Source organism: Streptomyces sp. NPDC055243 (assembly GCF_044544025.1).
Classification (GTDB): domain Bacteria; phylum Actinomycetota; class Actinomycetes; order Streptomycetales; family Streptomycetaceae; genus Streptomyces.
On sequence record NZ_JBITWR010000002.1, the window covers coordinates 124,652 to 142,758 of the forward strand.

Annotated in this window: 20 protein-coding genes; 7 read left to right on the forward strand and 13 right to left on the reverse strand. The window is 72.9% G+C overall.

Features of this window, described 5'->3' with window-relative positions; all coding sequences use genetic code 11:
- Window positions 1-4 precede the first annotated feature (4 nt).
- A complete protein-coding gene (hemQ, locus tag ACIGXX_RS05470) occupies window positions 5-724 on the forward strand; it encodes a hydrogen peroxide-dependent heme synthase (RefSeq protein ID WP_351158322.1) in 720 nt (239 codons plus the stop codon).
- A gap of 159 nt (window positions 725-883) precedes the next feature.
- Complete coding sequence (locus ACIGXX_RS05475; protein ID WP_351158325.1) at window positions 884-1,258, forward strand: RNHCP domain-containing protein; 375 nt, start codon at window positions 884-886, stop codon at window positions 1,256-1,258.
- A gap of 3 nt (window positions 1,259-1,261) precedes the next feature.
- Here the strand turns inward: ACIGXX_RS05475 and ACIGXX_RS05480 are convergent, their stop codons facing one another.
- The 10 genes from ACIGXX_RS05480 to ACIGXX_RS05525 form a co-directional block, all read right to left on the reverse strand.
- The gene (locus tag ACIGXX_RS05480) at window positions 1,262-2,881 is read right to left on the reverse strand and encodes an alpha/beta hydrolase (RefSeq protein WP_399973010.1); all 1,620 of its coding nucleotides are present in this window, start codon (window positions 2,879-2,881) and stop codon (window positions 1,262-1,264) included.
- A gap of 105 nt (window positions 2,882-2,986) precedes the next feature.
- Window positions 2,987-3,748: a TIGR04222 domain-containing membrane protein gene (locus tag ACIGXX_RS05485; RefSeq protein ID WP_399973013.1), complete on the reverse strand. Its 762-nt coding sequence runs from the start codon at window positions 3,746-3,748 to the stop codon at window positions 2,987-2,989.
- Window positions 3,749-3,789: 41 nt separating this feature from the next.
- Window positions 3,790-4,608, reverse strand: a complete 819-nt coding sequence (locus tag ACIGXX_RS05490) for a DUF4142 domain-containing protein (protein ID WP_399973016.1) — start codon at window positions 4,606-4,608, stop codon at window positions 3,790-3,792.
- Between the two features lie 145 nt (window positions 4,609-4,753).
- Window positions 4,754-5,731 carry a TIGR04222 domain-containing membrane protein gene (locus tag ACIGXX_RS05495; RefSeq protein WP_366462143.1) on the reverse strand — a complete coding sequence of 326 codons (978 nt, stop codon included), beginning with the start codon at window positions 5,729-5,731 and terminating at the stop codon, window positions 4,754-4,756.
- Between the two features lie 10 nt (window positions 5,732-5,741).
- A complete protein-coding gene (locus ACIGXX_RS05500; RefSeq protein ID WP_361467960.1) occupies window positions 5,742-7,055 on the reverse strand; it encodes a DUF692 domain-containing protein in 1,314 nt (437 codons plus the stop codon).
- Between the two features lie 109 nt (window positions 7,056-7,164).
- Entirely contained in the window at window positions 7,165-7,932 is a 768-nt protein-coding gene (locus tag ACIGXX_RS05505) for a DUF4142 domain-containing protein (RefSeq protein ID WP_351158340.1), read from the reverse strand.
- A 99-nt stretch (window positions 7,933-8,031) separates the two neighbouring features.
- The gene (locus ACIGXX_RS05510) at window positions 8,032-8,724 is read right to left on the reverse strand and encodes a TIGR03086 family metal-binding protein (RefSeq protein ID WP_399973021.1); all 693 of its coding nucleotides are present in this window, start codon (window positions 8,722-8,724) and stop codon (window positions 8,032-8,034) included.
- A 7-nt stretch (window positions 8,725-8,731) separates the two neighbouring features.
- On the reverse strand, window positions 8,732-9,181 hold the full coding sequence (locus tag ACIGXX_RS05515) for a hypothetical protein (RefSeq protein WP_351158344.1): 450 nt from the start codon (window positions 9,179-9,181) through the stop codon (window positions 8,732-8,734).
- 87 nt (window positions 9,182-9,268) lie between these two features.
- Window positions 9,269-10,021 (reverse strand): TetR/AcrR family transcriptional regulator, encoded by a 753-nt coding sequence (locus ACIGXX_RS05520; protein WP_399973025.1) that lies wholly within the window; start codon window positions 10,019-10,021, stop codon window positions 9,269-9,271.
- A 153-nt stretch (window positions 10,022-10,174) separates the two neighbouring features.
- On the reverse strand, window positions 10,175-11,134 hold the full coding sequence (locus ACIGXX_RS05525; RefSeq protein ID WP_351158349.1) for a LysR family transcriptional regulator: 960 nt from the start codon (window positions 11,132-11,134) through the stop codon (window positions 10,175-10,177).
- Window positions 11,135-11,263: 129 nt separating this feature from the next.
- Between ACIGXX_RS05525 and ACIGXX_RS05530 the strand changes: the two genes are divergently transcribed.
- Both ACIGXX_RS05530 and ACIGXX_RS05535 read left to right on the forward strand, forming a co-directional pair.
- Window positions 11,264-12,157 carry an NAD(P)H-binding protein gene (locus ACIGXX_RS05530; RefSeq protein ID WP_399973029.1) on the forward strand — a complete coding sequence of 298 codons (894 nt, stop codon included), beginning with the start codon at window positions 11,264-11,266 and terminating at the stop codon, window positions 12,155-12,157.
- A 108-nt stretch (window positions 12,158-12,265) separates the two neighbouring features.
- Complete coding sequence (locus ACIGXX_RS05535) at window positions 12,266-12,631, forward strand: darcynin family protein (protein ID WP_351158355.1); 366 nt, start codon at window positions 12,266-12,268, stop codon at window positions 12,629-12,631.
- 21 nt (window positions 12,632-12,652) lie between these two features.
- Here the strand turns inward: ACIGXX_RS05535 and ACIGXX_RS05540 are convergent, their stop codons facing one another.
- Window positions 12,653-13,399 carry an aminoacyl-tRNA hydrolase gene (locus tag ACIGXX_RS05540; RefSeq protein ID WP_351158357.1) on the reverse strand — a complete coding sequence of 249 codons (747 nt, stop codon included), beginning with the start codon at window positions 13,397-13,399 and terminating at the stop codon, window positions 12,653-12,655.
- A 156-nt stretch (window positions 13,400-13,555) separates the two neighbouring features.
- Between ACIGXX_RS05540 and ACIGXX_RS05545 the strand changes: the two genes are divergently transcribed.
- A complete protein-coding gene (locus tag ACIGXX_RS05545) occupies window positions 13,556-14,536 on the forward strand; it encodes an ATP-binding cassette domain-containing protein (RefSeq protein WP_351158360.1) in 981 nt (326 codons plus the stop codon).
- Complete coding sequence (locus ACIGXX_RS05550; protein ID WP_351158363.1) at window positions 14,533-15,201, forward strand: ABC transporter; 669 nt, start codon at window positions 14,533-14,535, stop codon at window positions 15,199-15,201. Before ACIGXX_RS05545 ends, ACIGXX_RS05550 begins: the two co-directional genes overlap by 4 nt.
- A 49-nt stretch (window positions 15,202-15,250) precedes the next feature.
- On the opposite strand, the gene ACIGXX_RS05555 is transcribed toward ACIGXX_RS05550, so the two are convergent.
- Window positions 15,251-15,403 (reverse strand): hypothetical protein, encoded by a 153-nt coding sequence (locus tag ACIGXX_RS05555; protein ID WP_351158366.1) that lies wholly within the window; start codon window positions 15,401-15,403, stop codon window positions 15,251-15,253.
- A gap of 28 nt (window positions 15,404-15,431) precedes the next feature.
- Window positions 15,432-16,358, reverse strand: a complete 927-nt coding sequence (locus ACIGXX_RS05560) for a polysaccharide deacetylase family protein (RefSeq protein ID WP_399973034.1) — start codon at window positions 16,356-16,358, stop codon at window positions 15,432-15,434.
- Between the two features lie 299 nt (window positions 16,359-16,657).
- On the opposite strand from ACIGXX_RS05560, the gene ACIGXX_RS05565 reads away from it, so the two are divergent.
- Window positions 16,658-18,088: a serine/threonine-protein kinase gene (locus tag ACIGXX_RS05565; RefSeq protein WP_399973037.1), complete on the forward strand. Its 1,431-nt coding sequence runs from the start codon at window positions 16,658-16,660 to the stop codon at window positions 18,086-18,088.
- Window positions 18,089-18,107: the final 19 nt, after the last annotated feature.

Here is an 18,107-nt window from a genome sequence, read left to right on the forward strand (position 1 = left end):
GGTCATGAGTGACGACGCCCCCGCCAAGAGCCCCAACGCAGGCAAGAAGGCCAAGGACCTCAACGAGGTCATTCGCTACACCCTGTGGTCCGTCTTCAAGCTGCGCGACCTGCTCCCCGAGGACCGCGCCGGCTACGCCGACGAGGTCCAGGAGCTGTTCGACCAGCTCGCCGCCAAGGACATCACCGTCCGCGGCACGTACGACGTGTCGGGGCTGCGCGCCGACGCCGACGTCATGATCTGGTGGCACGCCGAGACGGCCGACGAGCTTCAGGAGGCCTACAACCTCTTCCGCCGCACCAAGCTGGGCCGCGCCCTGGAGCCGGTCTGGTCGAACATGGCGCTGCACCGCCCCGCCGAGTTCAACAAGTCGCACATCCCGGCCTTCCTGGCCGACGAGACGCCGCGCAACTACATCAGCGTCTACCCCTTCGTGCGCTCCTACGACTGGTACCTGCTGCCCGACGAGGACCGTCGCCGCATGCTCAAGGACCACGGCATGATGGCCCGCGGCTACCCCGACGTGCGCGCCAACACGGTCGCCTCGTTCTCGCTCGGGGACTACGAGTGGCTCCTCGCCTTCGAGGCGGACGAGCTGTACCGCATCGTCGACCTCATGCGGCACCTGCGCGCCTCCGAGGCCCGCATGCACGTCCGCGAAGAGGTGCCGTTCTACACCGGCCGCCGCAAGTCGGTCGCCGACCTCGTGGCGGGCCTCGCCTAGGCGGTTCGGCCGCCGCGTTAATTCGGTTGCCGTGCCCGCCCGGTGAGCGTTTCATCGAGAGGTCGAAGCCGAGAACGAAAGATGGTGCGTGTATGCCCAGGGCCCTGCGGAACAGCTCGGAGTCATCCCCTTCCGCAACGCTCAGGAGTCATCCTCACCATGTCCCGCAACACCTCTCGGCGGGCCCGCACTGAAGCGCGCGCCCAGTCCTTCCGCTGCCTCCAGTGCGGTCTCGACGTACCGATGACCGCCCCCGGCACCGACCACCGCAACCACTGCCCGAACTGCTTGTGGAGCCGTCACCTCGACGACACCCCCGGCGACCGGGCAGCGGAGTGCGGAGCCCGGATGGAACCCCTCGCCATCTCCGTGCGCGGAGACGGCGAGTGGGTCCTCGTCCACCGCTGCACCCACTGCGGTGTCCTGCACGCCAACCGCACGGCGGGCGACGACAACGCCCTGCCGCTGACCAGGCTCGCGGTGCGCCCGCTGGCCCAGCCGCCGTTCCCGCTGGAACGGCTCGGGGCCCTGTAGCGGCTAGTGCTCCTTGGGAAGAGCCGCGGCCCGCGTGCCGGACAGCGGCTCGGGCTCCTTGTGCGGTGCGCACGCCGCGCGCCGCACGGGGAGCCTGCCCTCCAGGAGGTACGCCTCCATGTGTCCGTTGACGCACTTGTTGGGGCCGCCGCCGATGCCGTGCGTGCCCGCGTCCCGCTCGGTCACCAGGACCGAGTCGCCCAGCCTGCGGTGCAGCTCCTGGGCGCCCGCGTACGGTGTCGCCGCGTCGCGCTCGGCGGCCAGGATCAGCGTCGGGGGCAGCTCACCCCTCTCCGTGCCGACGTCCACCGGCTGCTGCCGGGGCGCGGGCCAGTAGGCGCACGGCAGGTTCATCCACGCGTTGTCCCAGGTCTCGAAGGGAGCGCTGCGCGCGAGGAGCGAGTTGTCGCGGTTCCAGGTGCCGAAGTCCGTCGGCCAGGGCGCGTCGTTGCACTCCACGGCCGTGTAGACCGCGTTGCCGTTCTCCTGCTCCTTGGCCGCCTTCGGCTCGGGCGCGGCCTGCTCGATGAGCGGCTTCGGGTTGCCCTTCAGGTACGCCGAGAGCGCCGAGGCGCGCGTCGGCCAGTAGTCGTCGTAGTACCCGGCCTGGAGGAACGCCGACTGCAGCTGGCCGGGGCCGACCTTGCCGCCCGCGGGCTTGGTGGCCAGCTCGGTGCGCACCTTCTCGTAGCTGCGCATGACCGCCTCGGGGGTCTTGCCCAGGTGGTACGTCTTGTCGTGCTTGGCCACCCAGCTGCGGAAGTCGCCCCAGCGGTGCTCGAAGGCCGCGGACTGGTCGAGATTGTTCTGGTACCAGATCTGCGCGGGAGCGGGGTTGACCGCCGAGTCGAACACCATGCGGCGCACGTGCGAGGGGAAGAGCGACGCGTACACGGCGCCGAAATAGGTGCCGTACGAGGCGCCCATGAAGGTCAGCTTCTTCTCGCCGAGCGCCGCCCGCAGCACATCCAGGTCACGGGCGTTGTTCAGGCTCGAATAGTGCCGCACGGCCTCCCCGGAGCGCTCCAGGCAGCCCGCCGCGTACGCCTTGGCCTGCTTGACGCGCTTGAGCTTGTACGCGGCGTCGGGGTGGGTCGGAGCCTGCGTCGGCGCCTTGGCGAACTCCTTGGGGTCCTGGCAGGAGATCGGTGCCGAGCGGCCGACACCGCGCGGGGCATAGCCCACGAGGTCGTACGCCGCCGCGATGCGCTTCCACTCGGGGATCATGCCGACCATCGGGAAGTACATCCCGGACCCGCCGGGGCCGCCCGGATTGAACACGAGGGCGCCCTGCCGCTTGACGGCCTTGCCCCGCCGCGGTTCGGCCTTCTGCGTGGCCTTGGTGCGGCTGACGGTCAGCTTGATCTGCTTGCCGTCCGGGCGGGCGTAGTCCAGCGGCACCGAGACGGTGCCGCACTTGACCGACGGGGGCAGGCCCTCCGCCGCGGGGCAGGCGCCGAAGCGGACACCGGCCGCCGTGGCGCGCTGGGCCGCGACGAGCGTGCCCTGGGCTTCGGGGTAGGGGGAGGTGTCGGCCGCGGACGCGCTTCCCGTGGGTGCGGCGACGAGTGCGGTCAGGACCAGGGATCCGGCGGTTCCGTAGAGGGCGGCTGCTGCTCTCATCGCGCTTCATCCTTCATTCGGCGGTGCGTGCTCGAACAAAAGGGATGATTCGTTCGGTAAATGGCGAAGTAAAGCACCGCACCGCCGGTGTCGGGCGTGTCGGGCTCAATGACCCCGATGCGCCGTATCCCGGTGCGCGAAAGCCGCCCGCAGCTCCGGGTCCGCGAGCGCGCGCGTGCCGCGTACGGCGACGGCGGTGAGGTCGGAGCCGCCGCGCGCGGGCAGCGCGCTCAGCAGGAGCTGGCCCGCGGGGGAGGCCCAGCGGGGGTAGGGGTGGATCTCGAAGCGGGCGACGGCGAGGCAGCTCAGGTTCAAGGCCAGGGGCAGCGCGAACCAGAGAGCCACGTGCACCTCTCCCGGCGGCGCCTGAGCGGGCATCAGGAGGGCGACGGCCCCCAGCGCGATCACCGCCGCCGCGGCGGCCCGCACCTGCCGGACCGCTCCCGCGACCCCCGACCAGGAGCCCTCGGGCAGGGCGAGCCCGGCCGCGACGAGGCGGTCGGCGAGGGCGCGCATCGCCTCGGTGCCGGCCGCGGCCCTGCGCACCGGAGCTATCGGCGACTGCCCCGCGGGCCCTATCGCGCCGAGCACGGAACGCTCCATCTCGTCGCAGCCCACCGGGTCGACGACCGTCGCCCAGCCGGTGTGCGCGAGCAGCAGCCGCCGGGTGCGGGCCATCGACACCAGGGTGAGATCGGTGACGCGGGCGGGACCGCCGGAGAGGAACGCGGCTTCGTAGAGCGTCAGTTCACGGCGGTCACCCGGGGCCGCGCCGTGCGGGGCCGCGCGGTACGCGGTGAGGCAGAGCCGGGCACAGGACAGACCCGTCGCCACCCAGGCCACGAGAAGGAGCGGAAGCCAGAACATGACCGGTGTTGTATGCGAGGCGGTGGGGGCCGCGCCACGGGTTATCCAGCATGCGGACGGGGCCGCGCGGGTGCGTGACGTTCCGCTTTCGAGCGGGGCTTCTCCTTGTTCTCGTCGCGCTCCTCGGGCTTGGGGCGGGACGCCGGTGGAGGCAGCGAGAACGTGGGGGAGGGGGAGACCGGGGTCGGCGGATCGGGGGACTCGGCCGGGCCCGGCGGGGCGGGGGAACGGGTCACCGGATCGGGGCGCCCCGATGCCGCGTCGCGCGCCAGATCGTCGAAGTCGACCAGACCCGTGCCTTCGAGGACCGTGATGTGGTCGAGGACCGTCGTGTTCGCGTCGTCGGCGAGCGTGCGCACCAGCGAGTTGCGGGTGGTCGCGCGGACCTCGGCGACCACCGAGAAGACCTTGCCGTGGGCGGCGCGCAGGATGTTGGCGAACTTCTCGTCGTACGCGTCGCCGTGCGCGTCGCTCATCTCGTCGAGCCAGCCCCGCTGCTGCGAGGTCGGCTGATTGGGCAGCTCCAGGTTGAGCCGCGCCGCCACCTCGCGGACCCGCGCGTCCAGGAACGTGTGCCCCTCGACGAGATGCTCGCCCGCCGTCTTGACGGCCTTGCTGGTGCCGCGGGCCTCGGCCTGCTGTCCGGCCGGGAGCTCCCAGAGGCCCGCGAGGCGCACCTTGGTGATGAAGTCGCGGTCGAGCGCGGAGAGCGGGCCGAACTCCGTCGACACGCTCTCCGCGTCGAGTCTGGCCAGGGCGGTGCCCGACCTGTCCTCGTACGACCAGAGAGGGAAGAGCAGTGCGGCCAGCGTCGCGACGAGCCCCGCGACGATGAGGCCGGTGCCGTTGATGGATCGCATGACGCCTCCTGTTGCACCGCCGCACGTTAGTGCGCCGCGGGGAGGCGACTGCGGAATACCGCCCGGAGTACGTCAACTGCCGTACGGGTAAGGGGCATGGGATGCGGGCGGGCGCTGTTCCCCCGGCGATCTCCCGTGCAGCGGGCTAGGAGCTGCCGCCTCCGCCGCCGCCCCCGCAGCCCCCACCGCCTCCGCCGGAGCCGCCCCCGCCGCAGGACGAGGAGGAGCCGCCGCAGCCGCCGCCGGAACTCCCGCAGCCGGAGCCGCCGCACGCCGATCCGCCTACGCCGCTTCCGCACCACACGGGCGTGCCCGCGCCGGAGCTGGTGAACGGCGCGGCCGTGCCCGGCGTACTGCCCGGCCGGACGCGGTGCGCGGCGTGCAGTTGGGCCTGCAGCTCGGGGTCGAGCACGCCGACCAGGCCCTCCACCGCCACGCGGTGCGCCGCGCCGAACACCTGCGCGCCGGCGGCGCGGTACTCCGCGAGGGCGGTCCGGCCTGCGGCGGTCACCCGGGTGCGGGTGGCACGGCTGCAGAGCCGGCCGACCAGGGCGCCGAGCACCCAGGCCACGATCAGGAGGATGGTCGACGCGCTGACGGGGTCCCATCCGGGGCCGTCGCCGTCCTCGGCGGCGATCACCGCGATGACGAGACAGAACCCGGCGATGCTCAGGGCGTTGTGCCGGATCTTGTGACGCCGCAGGCGGGCCAGGGCCTCGGGGCGCACCAGCAGGCCGCGCCGGGCCAGGGTGTCGCCGATCGCCTGGACGGCGGGGCTGCGCATCACGCCGATGCGCAGCCAGTGCAGGGCGCCGCTCGGCGCGGCGGCGTGGGCCTGGAGCACCGCGCCCTCCACCGGGTTGCGGACTTCGGTCGACCGGATCGCGACGACGCCGGGATAGGCGACCACCAGGCGTCCGTCCTCGTGCAGGGCCGCGATCGCAGCGTCGGCGACCCGGCCCGGGCCACTGGCCAGGAAGGCGGCCTCCAGGGGGTCGAACACGGCTCCGTGCCGTGCGTCGGGCTGCTGCGGCGCGGGCTGCCGGACGCGGGAGACGCCGACGAGGAGGACGGCCGACGAGACCGCGACCAGCAGGGCGAAGCCGATGGACAGGATCTCCACGGCCGCCCCCTCAGCCCCGCCGCAGCGCGAACCGCGCCGCGCGCAGCCACCGCGTGACCGGCCGCGCGTCCAGCGGCGCGGGACCGGAGCGCTCGAGCCACCACCGGGTGAGACGGCCGCGCGCCTCCGCGTCCTCGGGCTGCCCGGCGAGCAGCAGCCGCTCGGCGAAGTCCATCGCGTCGCGCCGGTATCCGCCGGTCATCGGCCGGGCCTGGGCGTACGCGAAGAACTGCGCGCGATAGCCCTTGCCGAGGATCTCCGGCAGTTCGGGCGCCACCTTCGCCACGACGTCCGCTCGCTTGCCGGTCAACGCGCGGCTCTGCACGGTCAGCCGGGCCCGGTCGAACCCCTCGGGCGCGGGCGTGCCCGCGACGAGCGCGGAGAGCAGCGCGGTCTGCGCGAGGGCGAGCCGCTGGCGGGCGGCGGCGGGGACGGCGTCCGGTGCCGTGGGCTCACTGGCGTCCGGCGCCGTGCCGGTGGCGCACTCACCGGAAGCGGGCGCCCGCGTCCGCACCGTCGCCCGTATCGCGTCCAGCTCCCGTTCGAGCTCCTGCGGCGCGGGGAAGTTCTCGTCCCGCTCCAGCAGGACGCCCGGCGGGGTCACCCGTGACGCCAGGTCCGACAGGATCGCGAGGACCGGCTCGGGGACCGCGTGGGCGTGGCTGTCGTGCCAGACGCCGTCCCGCTCGAAGCCGCCCGCGACATGGACGTACGCGATGGCCTCGACCGGCAGCTCGTCCAGGGCCTTGGCGGGGTCCTCGCCGCGGTTGACGTGGTTCGTGTGCAGGTTGGCGACGTCGATGAGCAGGCGTACGCCCGTGCGCTCGACGAGCTCGTAGAGGAACTGCCCCTCCGTCATCTCCTCGCCGGGCCAGGAGATCAGCGCCGCGATGTTCTCCACCGCGAGCGGCACCGGCAGCGCGTCCTGCGCGATGCGCACGTTCTCGCACAGCACGTCCAGGGCGTCGCGGGTGCGCGGCACCGGCAGCAGGTGGCCCGCCTCCAGCGGCTGCGAGGCCGTCAGCGGGCCCCCGGCACGTACGAACGCGATGTGCTCGGTGACCAGCGGTGAGCCGAGCGCCTCCGCACGCTCGGCGAGCGCGGCGAGGCGGGTCTCGTCGGGGCGGTCGGCGCCGCCGAGGCCGAGTGCGACGCCGTGCGGCACCACCGTGACGCCGCGCTCGCGCAGCCGCAGGAGGGAGTCGGGGAGGTGCCCGGGGCACAGGTTCTCCGCGACGGCCTCGACCCAGTCGATGCCGGGCATCCGTTCCACGGCGTCCGCGATCTCCGGACGCCACCCGATTCCGGTCCCCAGGTGCTTCATGTTCCCCCTCCTCCGCCAAGACCCCGCGTCGTGCCCGTGTCTTGTGAACGTGTGCAGGGGTCATGGCCCCGACAGACGCTTGCGAACCCCTGAGGAGGGACGTTCAGAGCTACATTTGAGGTTCCGGCCTGTCCGTGTTGACCTCTCCGGGCGGCGCGGGCGAGGGCCGCGACGTCGTGGACACGTCGCCGGTCGGACCGGCCGGCGGAGGCTCCGGGGGAGCGACGCCGGAGGGCGGCGGCGGGCCGCTGGGGCTGGCCGTCGCGGTGGCGGCGCCGCCGTTCGCGATGTCGTCGAAGTCGACGAGTCCGGTCGCCTCCAGCATCGTGATGTGGTCCAGGACCGTCTGGTTGGAGTCGCTGGCGAGCTGCCGGATCAGGGTGTTGCGGGTGCTGTCGCGCACCTGCGCGATCACGCTGAACACCTTGCCGTGCGCGACGCGCAGCAGATTCACGAACTTCCGCTGGTACGTCTCGCCGCTGGCCTCGGTCAACTCCTGGAGCCAGCCCTGCTGTTGGGCGGTGGGCTGGTTCGGCAGCTCCACGCCGAGCTGCGCCGCGACCGAACGGGCCCGCTTGTCGAGGTCCGTGTGGCCGACGATCAGATGGTCACCGGCCTCCTTGATCGCCTCGGTCGGCGCCCGCTCGACGGCCTGCTGGCCGGCGGGCAGCTCCCACAGCCCCGCGAGCCGCACCTTGACCAGCAGATCGCGGTCGGCCGCCGAGAGGGGCCCCCACTGCGTGGCCACCGATCCGGCGGCCAGGTTGGCGGGCCCCGTGCCCGAACGGTCGGCGTAGGACCACATGGGGAACGCGAGCGCGCCCAGTGTGGCCACGAGTGCCGCGATGATCAGAGCCGTGCCGTTGATGCGCCGCAATGTGCCGTGCCTCCCTGCCCGTCAACCTGCCGTGGAGGCAAGCTACTTCCTGGTACCAGGAGATACGGAAGAGGCGTGCGTGATGTTCAACGCATTGCTTCACCGGTGTGAGGGGCTTGGGGCCCATCCGGCGTCGCGCCCCAGGAGGGCCAGCATCTCCTCCAGCGGGGAGGCGTCCTCCTGCGTGGGCAGGACCGGCGCGAACGCGGCGCCGGGGCCCCGGCGTTCGGGGTCCTTGGGCACCCGGCGGGCGATGTCGAGCGCGGCCTCGACGACCGGCCGCGGGAGGTCGAGCCCGACGCCGATGGTCGCCGCCACGTCCCAGGAGTGCACCACGTAATCCAGGAAGTGGAAGCCGACGGCGAGCCGCCCCGTGAACGTCCCCCCGATCTCGGGAAGGGTGAACCCCCGCTCCAGAACGCCCACTTCACCGTCTGAGCCCACTTGACCGGCTCCGCCCGCTGCACCGGCTCCGCCCTCTTCGGCGAACGCGGCCAGCACGTGCCGCACCGACTCGTCGTAGACCTTGAACGGGTCGCGGCCGAGATCCGGGGCGATCCAGTACGTACGGTCGGCGCCCGCGCCCCGCGCCGCCGCCGCGAATCCGTGGTGCTGCGCGGTCATGTGCGCCACCAGGTCGCGCAGCGTCCAACCGGCGCAGGGCGAGGGGCGTTCCCAGTCGGTGTCGCGGGCGGCGCGCAGGACGCGGACCGATTCCCGGACGGCGGTGCGGTCGAGTGCGACGAGGTCGTTCGTGGCGTCGCCTATGGCGTTGTTCGTGACGTCGTTCATGAGGTCATCAGGGTCCTTCCTTGGCGTGAACGGCCGGGCCCGGCCAGGCGGCCGGGTCGACGAGCAGCGGGTGCGCGACGACCCAGGCGGCGTCCGTGTCGAGCCGGTCCGCGGTCCAGGCGGTGGCGCGCATCGTGCCCCGGTCCCGGTGCGCGCGGACGATCCGTACGTGGTCGGGGCGCCCGACGAACGCGTACATGGACCGCTCGTCGATCCAGAACGAGACCGATCCCGAGCGCTTGTGCCACGGGTCGGCCCAGAGCCACATGCCGACGGCGCCGGGCGTCCCCGACCAGGTCCGGCGCAGGCGCAGCCCCGCCAGGGCGATCGGGGCGGTCTGGGTGTGCCGGTGGGCGGTGAACTCCGTGACGCTCACCAGGACCGGGCCCGGCGTGTGTGCCTCGGGCCCCGCTTGCCAGGGGGAGCGTGTGATCTGTCGCGCGATCGGTGAAGGCATGGCGTGAGCATAAATCTAAACGAACGGTCGTGCTACTTGTTTCTCGGAGTCGGTACGGATTCCGTGCGGAGCCGATCCGCGGGGCCGTCAGGGGAGTTGAGGCACCTGTGACGGGTCCGTCGCCGCCGCGCGCAGGCGTGCCGTGATGGCGACGCCCGCCCTGCGGTAGGCGGCCGGTCCGCCGTGCAGCACCGAGTGCGCGTTCGCCGTCTCCAAGAAGGCGATGAGCTCGAAGGCGAGCTGGGGGACGTCGGTGTCCTGGTGCAGGCCGCCGGTGTCGCGGGCCTCGGTGAGGCAGTGCTCCACCTGGCCGATCCAGTCGCGGTCGGCGCGGACCAGTGCGTCGTGCACCGCACCCTCGCGGGCGTCGAACTCGGCGATCACCCCGTAGAAGAAGCAGCCGCCGGGGAAGACCCGCTGCTCCGAGTAGTCCAGCCAGCGCGCGCACAGCTGCCACACGCGGTCGAGGCCAGGCGGGGACTGCCGGGCCGGTTCCACCACGGTGTCCAGGAAGATGCGGGCCGCCGCGCGGACGGTCGCGAGCTGCAGCTCCTCCTTGGAGCCGAAGAGCGCGAAGACACCGCTCTTGCTGAGCTTCAGCTCGGTGGCGATCCGGCCGACCGACAGCGCGTCCAGGCCTTCGACGGAGGCGATGTCGACCGTGCGGCGCAGGACGAGGCGCCGGGTCTGGTTGCCGCGCTCGACACGGCCGTCGAGCTTGGTGCCCGCCGCGCCGGCACTCGTGCGCGTGGCGGGGCCCGCGCCGGTGTCAGGACTCGCGCCAGCGCCAGGGCTCGCGCCTGCTCCCGCGTCCTCGCTCACGCCGAGCTCGCTCGCCATGCCGGTCTCCTCAGCGCCGTTCCGTCGTGCTCTGTCTGGTTGCCCAGTCCGTCTGGTTGCCCAGTCCGTCGCACGTTTCGATTTCCCGAGGGACATCCTCTCTCGTGGCGCCGGGCTTGTGGGCGCGCACGTCAGATGGCCCGGCTCCCTGGTTCACGGGCTCCCGGGTGCGAGGAGCGTCCTGCGGACGGTGTCGCGGAGCCAGCGGTGGCCTCCGTCGGCCGCCTGGCGGGGATGCCATGCCATGCCGACGGACAGGGGTGGCAGGGGCAGGGGGATGTCGAGGAGGCGCAGGCCGAGGGTGGTGGCCGGGTCGGTGAGGGGGGTGGGGGCGGCGCCGGGAAGCGCGGTGGGGACGAGGCAGACGACGTCGCTGCCGGCGGCGAGGGCCATCGCCGCCATGTGGCTGGGCAGGACGACGACGACCCGCCGCTGGAGGTCCAGCTCGGCCAGGGCGGCGTCCAGCGGCCCCGTGAACCGGCCGCGGCGGCTCACCACGACGTGCTCGGCGGCGGCGAGCCGTTCCGGGGTCAACGTCCCTTCGGTGAGGGGGTGTCCGGGCCGGACGGCCGCCGCCATCCGCAGGGCGACCAGTTCCTCGACCCGGGTCTCGGGGTCGACGTGGTCGATGGAGCCGACCTCCAGGTCGATCCTGCCGTCACGGAGGGCGGGACCGGCCTCCAGATCCTCGGCACGGAACCGCAACGAGACGCCGGGCGCCTCCTGTTGGGCAAGCCTGAGCAGCCCGGGGGCCAGGGCCGCGCCGATCAGGTCGGCGGCCTGGAGGGTGAAGGTGCCGCGCAGGGCAGCGGGGTCGACCCCGCCGTCGGGGGCGAGCAGCGCTCCGAGCCTGCGCACCACCGTGGCGGCCTCGTCACGCAGCGCCTGGGCGCGCGGAGTGGGGACCATCGTCTGCCCGGCCCGGACCAGGAGGGGGTCCTGGAGGATGCGCCTGAGGCGGGCGAGCGTGCGGCTCATGGCGGCGGGGGACGTGCGCAGGCGCGCGGCGGCACGAGTGACGCTCTGCTCGGCCAGCAGAGCGTCGAGCGCGACGGCGAGATGGGCGTCGACGACGGGTTCCGAAGGCTCCGGACTGCTACTCATGGGCGTCATTCCCTTCAGGTGATTCCCCTGTAATTCCATTTCGGGCAATGATTCCTTGCCGAAGTTCCCATTGTGGCAACACCGTGGTCCTCCGCAGGATGAGGGACGTACCGATCCGGCACGACCCACGAGGTTTCCATGATCGTCATCACTGCTCCCACCGGGAACATCGGCCGCCGGCTGCTGCCCCTGCTCCTGGACTCCGCTCCCGCCCGCGGCGAGGAACTGCGCGTGATCGTGCGCGATCCCGCCCGGCTCACCGACGCGGTGCGCGAACGCGTCGAGGTGGTCACCGGCTCGCACGGCGACCCCGAGGTCCTCGACCGCGCCTTCGAGGGAGCGGACGCCGTGTTCTGGCTCGTCCCCCCGGACGCCTCCCTGACCCCGGAGGACGCCTACCGCGGCTTCACCCGCCCCGCCGCCAAGGCCCTCGTCACGCACGGCGTCGGCCACGTCGTCGGCGTCTCCGCGCTCGGCCGTGGCACCCCGGTCGCCGACCGCGCGGGACTCGTCACCGCTTCCCTCGCCATGGACGACCTCATCGCGGACACCGGCGTCGCCTACCGGGCCCTGGCCAACCCGTCCTTCTTCGAGAACCTCCTGGAGGAGGCCGAATCGATCCGTGAGAAGGGCGTCTTCACCGATGCGGTGGACGCCGACCGCAGGGCGCCTCTCGTCGCCGTCGCCGACATCGCGGCCGTCGCGGCGGGCCTGCTGCTCGACCGCACGTGGACGGGGAGCGACAGCGTCCCGGTCCTCGGACCGCAGGACCTGTCCCCCAACGACCTGGCCCGCATCATGACCAAGCAGCTCGGCCGCCCCGTCCGCTACGAACGCCAGCCGCTCGACGAGCTCTACACCACGCTCGTCGGCTACCGCCTCGACGAGGCGTTCGCCCAGGGCATCGTCGACATGAAGCGGGCCAAGGACCAGGGCCTGGACGCCGGTGTCGCCCGTACTCCGGACACCGCCTCGCCCACCACCTTCGAGGAGTGGTGCGCCCGGACGCTCAAGCCCGCCGTCCGCTCCTGACGGCCACCGCCCCCGGCCGTCCGCCGCGCATTCGCTGATCTCCAACGCACATCAAACGCGCATCCAGCGCACATCCAACGCACACCTGACGCCCAGGAGGCGCCCGCAATGCCCGCCGAGAACACCGCACCGCCGGTCACCGCGTTCATGCTCGTCAAGACCACGCCCGAGTGGCTGGCCATGACCGTTCAGGAACGGGTGGACGCGTTCAGCACCCAGGTCATCCCCGCGATCAAGGCCAGGACCACCGGTGTCCGGTCACGCTTCTACGACACGGAGTTCTACTCCACCCGCGTCACCGACGTATGGGTCTGGGAGGCCGACGACCACGAGGCCTACCAGCTGCTCATCGACGCTTTGCGCGAAACCCCGTTCTGGGACCGCTACTTCGAGATCGTCGACCTTCTCGTCGGCACCGAGAACGGCTACGCCCGCACCTACGGCCTCGACGCCGTGGCCACCATCAGTACCTGAGTGCAGCGGGGCGGGGCCCGCTCAACGCAGGGCGGGGTGGTCGGCGACGACGGTGCAGGAGCCGGGCGCGATCTCCGTGAAGCCCGCGTCCCGCACCACCGGCAGGCCGCTCGCCACGAGTTCGCGCCAGAGCGCGGCGTCCGGGGTGCGGACGGAGAGCGGGTAACCGGCGTCCCGCCAGGCCGCGCGCTCTTCGTCCGACAGTTCCCACCACGCCAGTTGGGCACCGTGCCCCGCCTGCGCCATCGCCTTGCCGGCCGACATGTCGACATCGGGGCTCATCCACAGGACGGGGGCGGCACCGTCCGGGGGCGACAAGGGCTCGGGGTCGTCCAGTTCCGTACCGGAGACCTGGAGCCGCGCCAGGTCCTTGGGCCAGCCGTCCAGCGGCACCGGCGGGAAGACGCGGACCTGCGCCGACTTGCCCGTGACCGTGATGCCGGGGAGCGCCTCGGCCCGTCGCCACTCGGCGCCGCGGGCCCGGCGCACCACCTTGCGGATACGGGCGTCCTGCCAGTCCCGCATGGCCTGCGCCCACTCGCCCTCGCCGAGCGACCGCTCGTCGCCGAGCATGACGAGCACCGCGCGAGCCGCGGTCTCCAGGGCGTCCGTACGGTGCGGAGGCTCGGCGCGCTCGATGCGCGCCACCAGCGGCAGTACGTACTGCGGCGCCTCGTCGCGGGGCGTCTGCTCCACGCGGAAGGGGCTGTCCTGGGGCTCTCGGCTGTCCTGCGGCCGGGGGGTCCCGGCGGTCTCGTCGCTGCTCACGCGTCCAGTCTGCCAGGCGGAAGATCGGACCCGGCGGGGGCTTTGCCCCTTGCCCTCGCTCTCCTCGTCCCCTGTCCGGCCGCTCACCGCGTCTTGCCTGCCCGGCCGCTCCGCACCTCTTGCCGTGCTGCCGGACCCCTGCGCGAGGATGGCCGCATGGACAGTGATCTTGCTGGGGCCGCGCTGCGGCTCGACGGGGTGGGGCGGCGCTATGCCATGGGCGGGCCATGGGTCCTGCGCGGAGTCGCATTGGGCGTCCGTGCGGGCACGCTGGTGCGGATCGAGGGCGCGAACGGCACCGGCAAGTCGACCCTGCTGAGAGTGCTCGCCGGGCTCGACGCCCCGACCGAGGGCCGCGTGCTCGGACGGCCGCGCACGGCGTACGTCCCCGAACGCTTCCCCGCGGCGCTGCCGTTCACCGCCGCCGGTTACCTCGCGCACCTGGGCCGCATCCACGGCCTCGCGAAGGGCGCGGCCGAGCGGGGCGCGCAGGAGTGGCTGGAGCGCTTCGGGGCCGGGAGTCACGCGCGTACGCCCCTGTCGGAACTGTCCAAGGGCAGCAGCCAGAAGGTCGCCGTGGCCCAGGCGCTCCTCGCGGGGCCCGAGCTGCTCGTGCTCGACGAGGCGTGGACGGGCCTGGACGCCGCGGCCCGCGACGAACTCGACCGGGCCGTGGCCGAACGGGTCGCGCGGGGCGGCGCCGTCGTCTTCGTGGACCATGACCCGCGGCGGCTCTCGGGGACGGTCGACGAGACGTACGCGGTGGCCGGATCGGCGGTGAACCTCCGTACGCCGGAAGGCACTTCGCGGGATGCCGCCGCCCTGGAAGGCCCTTCGGCCGTCATCGAGGCGCAGGGGCCGCCGGGGGTCGCGCCGCCCTCCCTGCCCGGTGTCGTCACCTCGCACTCCGCCGAGGGCGCGCTGCGGCTGACGGTGGCGGCGACGCACTCGGACGTCGCGCTGCGCGCGCTGTTGGCGGCGCGACCGCCGTGGCACGTGGTGTCGGTCTCGGGGGCTGTGCCGGGTCCCGCGTCCGCCGGGTCCTCCGCGCCGGGTCCCACGTCCGCCGGGTCCTCTGTCGCGCCCACTGCTTTGCCTGCGACTCCGCCCGCGTCGAGCGAGGTGTACGACCGATGAACGCCCTCCTCCACTACCAGTCCGCCCTCCTCCTGCGCTCCCAGCGCTGGCTCGCCCCCGTCATCCTCTACGCCGCGTTCCTCGCCGTCGGCGTGCAGAGCGGGCAGCCCGTCCTCGACTCCCTCGCGTACGCTGCCGCCGCGCTGCTGCCCGTCGCCGCCTGGCTGGTACGGATCTGCGCCACCAACGAGCCGCCCGCCGCCCGCAGTTGCGTGGCCGCGGCGGCCGGTCCCTGGCGGGCGCAGCTGGCCTGCCTGCTCTCCGCCTTCCTCGCCTCGGCCGTGCTCGGCGCCGTCGCCACCGTCGTCGTCGCGCTGATCAGCGACTCGGCGAGCACCGATCACCGGACGGCCGTGAACCGGCTCGCGGCGAGCGGTGCGGGGCTCCTCGCGATGCTGGTGAGCGCCCTCCTGGGCACTGCCGTCGGCGCCGTCACCAGTGGGCCGCTGATGCGCTCGCCGGGGCGGGCGATCCCGGTGATGCTGCTCGCCTCGCTGCTCGCCCTGGTGACCACGGGCTCACCGGCGAAGGCGACCCTGACCGCGCTGGTCACGGGGTCGCGGGACGGGGCGGTGCCGGTGCCGTTGCTGCCGGTCGCGGGGGCGGCGGTGCTCGCGGTGGCGGCGGTGGGGGTGGCCTGCGGGATGGCTTCGCGCAGGGGGTGAGTGATGCGCGCAGGGGATGAGTGAAGGGCTGAGGGCCCGGGGGCGTGGGTCAGCCCGAGCAGGCCGTGCGCTGCGCCTCGTGCCACTCGCACACGGGGCACAGCGTCACGCCCTTGTGTGTCTCCGGGTACTCGGTGGGCTTGCGGCACAGCACGCACTCGGCGGTGTCGTCGCTGGTGGCGCCATCGGCTGTGTCATCCATGGGAGCCAGGCTATCCGCGCCGGCCGCGCTATCCGCGCGTATCGGCGGCCGTCCGGCTCTGCTCCGACGTCCGGCTCTGCTCCGACATCCGGATCTGCTCCGACACCCGGACGAACCGGAAGCCGCGCTCGCGCAGCTTCGGGACGATCGTGCGCAGGGCGCGCTCGGTCGTGGGAGCCGCGCTGCGCGTGCAGTGCATGACGACGACCGAGCCGGGCCGCACCCCGTCGAGCACCTGCCGGGCCACCGCGTCGGCGTCCGTGGCGAAGGCGTCGCCGCTGACCACGTCCCACTGCACGGCCGTGACGCCGCCGGGAGCCAGCGCGCGCAGCGCCCGCTTGTCGTAACAGCCGCCGGGGAAGCGGAAGTACGGCACCTGGTGCTCGACGCCCGCCTTGCGGAAGGCGGCGAAGGCGCGCTCCACGTCGGCGCGCATGCGGGAGGCGGGGACGGTCGGCAGGCCGTAGCAGCGGTCGGTGAAGGCGTAGTGGCTGTACGAGTGGTTGGCGACCTCGAAGAGCGGGTCCCGGCCGATGTTCTTGGCCTGCGCCGGATACTCCTCGGCCCACCGCCCCGTCATGAAGAACGTCGAGGGCACCTTCAGCCGGCGCAACGTCGCCACCAGCGCCGGATTGTCGAACCGCTCGCCCGCCGCGGCGCGGGGCCCCTGATCGGCGGTCATGTCGGCGTCGAAGGTGAGGGCGACGGTAGGGGCGGCGGACGTCTTGGTGCGGGGCGCGTTCTTGAAGACGGGGGTGAGACCCGCGGGGCCCGGGGCGAGGGTCGCGGGGCGGGGCGGGGCGCTCGCCGAGTGGCGCGCGGCCTGGTCGCGGCTGCCCGGAGCCGGGTCCGAGCCGCAGGCGGCGAGCGCGGTGAGGGCTGTGAGGGTGAGGGCGGTCAGGGCGCGGGCGCTGGTCAGTCTTCGGGTACCCGGTCTCCGGGTCAGGATGATCATCTGGCGAACATATCGCCACAAAAAGGATGAAAGGATGAAGAGCGAACCACACTGCCCCGGACGGCCGAACCGCTGTCCGTCCCGGAGTCCCGCTCCGAACAACCGGAGTCCCGCTCCGAACAAGAGGGACCGGCGGCGGGCGAGTGGTTGCTCGCGTGACGGGTGAGCGTCTCTGTGGCCCGCCTTCCCCGAATTCCGTTACGAGGAGGGGGAGTTGAGCAATCGCGCCGACCGTGCGGGATGGCCGCGGCTATTCTGCTGGCAGCTTGAGGTCCTTGCAGGCGTGGGGCGGAGGGGCCGTGGCACATGGGGCGGAGCACGGGCAGCTGATCGGCGGTCGCTATCGGCTCGTCCGGACTCTGGGTGCCGGCGGCATGGGGCGGGTCTGGGAGGCCCATGACGTGCAGCTCCGGACCGATGTGGCGATCAAGGAAGTGTTCCTGCCGCCGGTGATGTCGCCCGCGGACAGGGCGGACCGCCTGGAGCGCGCCATACGCGAAGCCCGCAACGCGGCGCGGCTGCGCGACCACCCCGGCATCGTCACCGTGCACGACGTCGTCATCGTGGACGGCGTGCCGTGGATCGTGATGGAGCTCGTCACCGGAGCCACCCTGCAGGAGCGCCTCCGGGCGGGACGCCTGACGGTGGATGCCGTCGAAGAGGTGGCCACGGCCGTCCTGAGGGCACTTGAAGCGGCACACAGGGCGGGCATCGTGCACCGTGACATCAAACCGGCCAATGTGATGGTGACGGCGGACAGGAGAGTCCTGCTCACCGACTTCGGGGTCGCGTTCAACGAGGCCGATGTGGGGCTGACCGTGACCGGGGTGGTCATCGGGTCGGCGCCCTATCTCTCCCCGGAGCGAGCCCGCGGACACAAGGGCAATGCCGCGAGCGATCTGTTCTCGCTCGGGGCGACTCTTTACGAGGCGGTGGAGGGGGTGTCCCCCTTCCGCCGGGAGACCGTCGTCGGCTCGCAGTACGCGGTCGTGCACGAACCGGCCCCTCCTCTGCGGTGCGCGGGCCGCCTCGCACCCCTGATCCTGGGGCTGCTGGAGAAGAACCCGGATGGCCGCCCGACGGCTTCCGAGGCGCTGGAACTGCTCACGTCACGCGCACCGAAGCCGACCCCGACCCTGCCCCCGACCCCGAAGCCGCCCCCGAGCCTGCCCCCGACTCCGACTCCGACCCCGCCCCCGGAGCCGGAGAGCCGCCCCATGGCGGTGATGCCCTCCAGCGGTGTGTGGGGCGCCGCGGGGACGGCACCCCCCAGGCCCGCAGCCACCGGCCCCGGACGACAGGAACCGGCGCGGCGCAAGCCCCGTCGCGGAGTGGTGCTCGGCGTCGTAATGGCCCTCGTGCTCATCGGCGGCATGTACGGCGGCTACCGGTGGACGCAGACGCAGTACTTCGTCGGCGCCCACGAGGGGCACGTGGCGCTGTACAGGGGAGTCGACAAGGAGATCGGCTGGGTGGACCTGTCGACGGTGGAGGACGACCACCCCGAGATCGAGCTCAAGTACCTGCCGGCGTACCAGCGCAAGCAGGTCGAGTCGGCCATCACCGAAGACGGCATCGACGAGTCGGAGGAGAAGATCGAGGAGCTCGCCGTCCAGGCGTCGGCCTGCAAGAAGAACGAGCAGGCACGGTCCGCGAAGAGCGGCAGCACTCCCGCCCCCAGCCTTTCGGAGGAGGAGCAGAAGCTGGTCCCCTTGTGCGGCCGGCAGTGAGCGGGACGCGGAGCGGCCG